Here is a 2805-nt window from a genome sequence, read left to right on the forward strand (position 1 = left end):
GTATTAGATCAGTATGGTTTACGACAAGGAGATAAACATGAACAAAGATGAACAAAAACTAGACACATTAAAACAATATTATAATGACAACATTTTCAGTAAAGAAACTTACGGTGGTTTAGAACTTTATTATGAAATTGATGCGTTGTATGCACTTGTAATTGATTCTTACCCTGATGCGATTCAAAATCCATCAAGCTATATGAATCAAAAGAAGGTGCTGAAAGATTTATATAGAGTTTTGGAAAACGGTTTAGAACAACACTTCCCACGATTGCACCTTATGAAGAATGAAGAGTTGATCACTGTTACGAGAGAAGAAAAAGAAGCTGATGCAAGACGAGTTGAAGCAGAAAAACAACGATTGATTAAAGAACAAAAGCAAGCTGAAAGAAAAGGTTTTGAAGATAATCATGAAACAATTTTCAGATACAAATCAAGCAACTCACTGATACCTAATTACGTTGATTTTAAACCCAACGATACTACTTTGAACATCATGAAGAAATACCTTCACGATAGTTCCCTAATCGAGCTTGAAGAGCATTTTCAGTTCACCAAAGAAGACTATTTTCGCTTAGAAATTAAAAATGGTTGTATAGTTAATTTTGAGAACCAAAATCTCAATGTTGGTTTTATGTATGCGATGAATTTATTGAGCAATAAAATGTATACAGTGAAACCTCTGGCAATGCCTAAACCGTTAGTGAATTTGCTGATTTCTGGTAATAAAAAACATGACGTTAAAGCTGGCACTTCGGACCCATTAATCAGACAAAAGCTTAAAAAGCTTCCTTTGCGAATTTTAGATAAAGATAGAATTGATTTCTGTAATTTCGTATTCAGACACATTGAATCAATTGAAACTTTCAATCCATATTTTGAAAAAGATTTAGATTTTTATATTAAAAACTCGATGCGATATGACAAAAATAAAGAACAAGTGATTAGTGCGATAAACAAATACTTATCTGAAAATCAAATGTCCATTTCTGAGCTTTTCGCTGTGGATACTTCTGACAAAGAAGGTATGGAATTGCATGAGAGCTGTAGAAAACAATTAGTTGCGATTTTCACTGTGCTAATCAGTAAATACTTCAAGTTATACGTTGAGAATAGTATTGATATGACTGAATACACTAAGAATGATAAATCATCTAGTGATACTGAAACTGAGAGTCCTACACCAGAAAAAAAATCGAATGGAACAAAGATTATGAAAAACCGAATTTAAAGCCCTGACGGGCTTTTTTTAATCAAGGTTCAATTCAACTAAAGGAGCTTCAGCACAATCAACACATTCTGAATCTGACAATTCTTGGTCTGGAATGAACTTATGCAATCTAACTCCTCTACAATCATTGCAGAACTTGTAAAAATCATCAAATCTAATCAAATGCTCTAACTCAGAAAGATGTTCTTCGATCTTACGCACAGCTTCAACATCAGGTTCAATCAACCTTAGTTCACTAGATAGCATTCTGTAGTAATACGTTAGTCGCTTGTAGATTTCTACCTTTTCCATTTTTTGAAGTTCTGATTTTTCATCCATATAACACCCAATCCTAACGTTTTGACATCCCAAAAGTTGTATAACTCATTAGCATAAATAGTGTAACCAATTTGTCAAAACTCTGAAAGAACACACTTATCTGAATTGCTCATAATCTCCTATCTATACCCCTGTTATGAAACATAAAGTTTCTTTGGCATAAGATTTGACCGTTTGATAGTCCAGATCTTGTATCTTTGTATCAAAACCGTCAGCGTGATGGTAATCTTTTGAAAATTCATTGATTCTCTCGATTGACGAAAATCTATTATGTTTATCAAAATATGGACTACTTTCATTAGTTTCTTGGCGAATCATAGTGATCATATCTCCTAGCCAGAAACCTTTAATAAATTGTTTTGGATACAAGAACCGTAAATAAGCCTCAAGTATCGGTCTAATTGATCTGGCAATCTCTACTTTCTGCTCTTCACTTCCATCAGCCACAAAATCAAATAACTTATTGTATTCTTTGTGATATGAATGAATAACTTGTGAATCATAGTTTTCTCTATCAACCAATCGACTAGAGATATACTGTGCGCTGTTTACATCCAGTGGATCTACATCTTTATAAGACGCTTCAATCTCGAAACAGTTTGTAGACTTGGATAAAATCGAATGTTTGTAGAGATCAGATAAAAAGAATGGGTCATGACTAAAAACAAAAGATTGATAATTGTTATCAATAAGCTTTCCTATCTCAATGATAGTTGCGTCTCTTCTATAGCTATCCAAAGAAGACATTGGATCATCAAGAACAATAATTGATTTATCTTCGTTCTCTTTTGAAAATCTGGATAAGAAAAATGCTAATGCTAATGCTGATCTATCACCTAAACTTAAGACATGTTCAAAAATGTGTTCATTATCGCTTAATATTGATAGCTCATTACCTATAAAAGTAATGGCATAAGTAACACGACTTGCTCCTCTGCCACCTTTATTATCTTTTTTCAATTCAGATAAACGAATCATTGAGTGAAAACTCTTAAGCAATGCATTAATAGCATCCTTATGATTTCCTATACTTTCCTCTTGCTCCTCGTCAATCTTTTCTCTAAGTTCTTTAATCGTCTTCGCATTAGCTTTTTTACCATCTTCTAATACTTTCAAGTCGGCTAAATCATTAGTAACTTGATCGCTGTGCCTTAGTTGAGCTTCTTGTATATTATCAATTTTAGTTTGTATTGAATTGCTTGTTTCTGTTCCTAACCCGTCTAGAAAATCATTAATTGATTTATTATATATAC

The 2805-nt window shown here is 32.7% G+C and carries 3 protein-coding genes; 1 reads left to right on the forward strand and 2 read right to left on the reverse strand.

What is annotated here, in order from left to right:
* Positions 1-37 precede the first annotated feature (37 nt).
* A complete protein-coding gene (locus HGG78_RS18555) occupies positions 38-1234 on the forward strand; it encodes a hypothetical protein (protein ID WP_172533790.1) in 1197 nt (398 codons plus the stop codon).
* Positions 1235-1252: 18 nt separating this feature from the next.
* On the opposite strand, the gene HGG78_RS18560 is transcribed toward HGG78_RS18555, so the two are convergent.
* Positions 1253-1552, reverse strand: a complete 300-nt coding sequence (locus HGG78_RS18560) for a hypothetical protein (RefSeq protein ID WP_172533791.1) — start codon at positions 1550-1552, stop codon at positions 1253-1255.
* A gap of 123 nt (positions 1553-1675) precedes the next feature.
* Positions 1676-2805, reverse strand: a 1130-nt coding sequence (locus HGG78_RS18565) for an AAA family ATPase (RefSeq protein ID WP_172533792.1), incomplete at its 5' end; no start/stop codon positions are given.

It is taken from the genome of Vibrio aestuarianus, assembly GCF_012395185.1.
Lineage (GTDB): Bacteria > Pseudomonadota > Gammaproteobacteria > Enterobacterales > Vibrionaceae > Vibrio > Vibrio aestuarianus.

Excerpts from the sequence above, each read along its gene's own strand:
- HGG78_RS18560 (WP_172533791.1), bottom strand. The coding sequence starts at position 1,552 with ATGGATGAAAAATCAGAACTTCAAAAAATGGAAAAGGTAGAAATCTAC.
- HGG78_RS18555 (WP_172533790.1), top strand. The coding sequence starts at position 38 with ATGAACAAAGATGAACAAAAACTAGACACATTAAAACAATATTATAAT.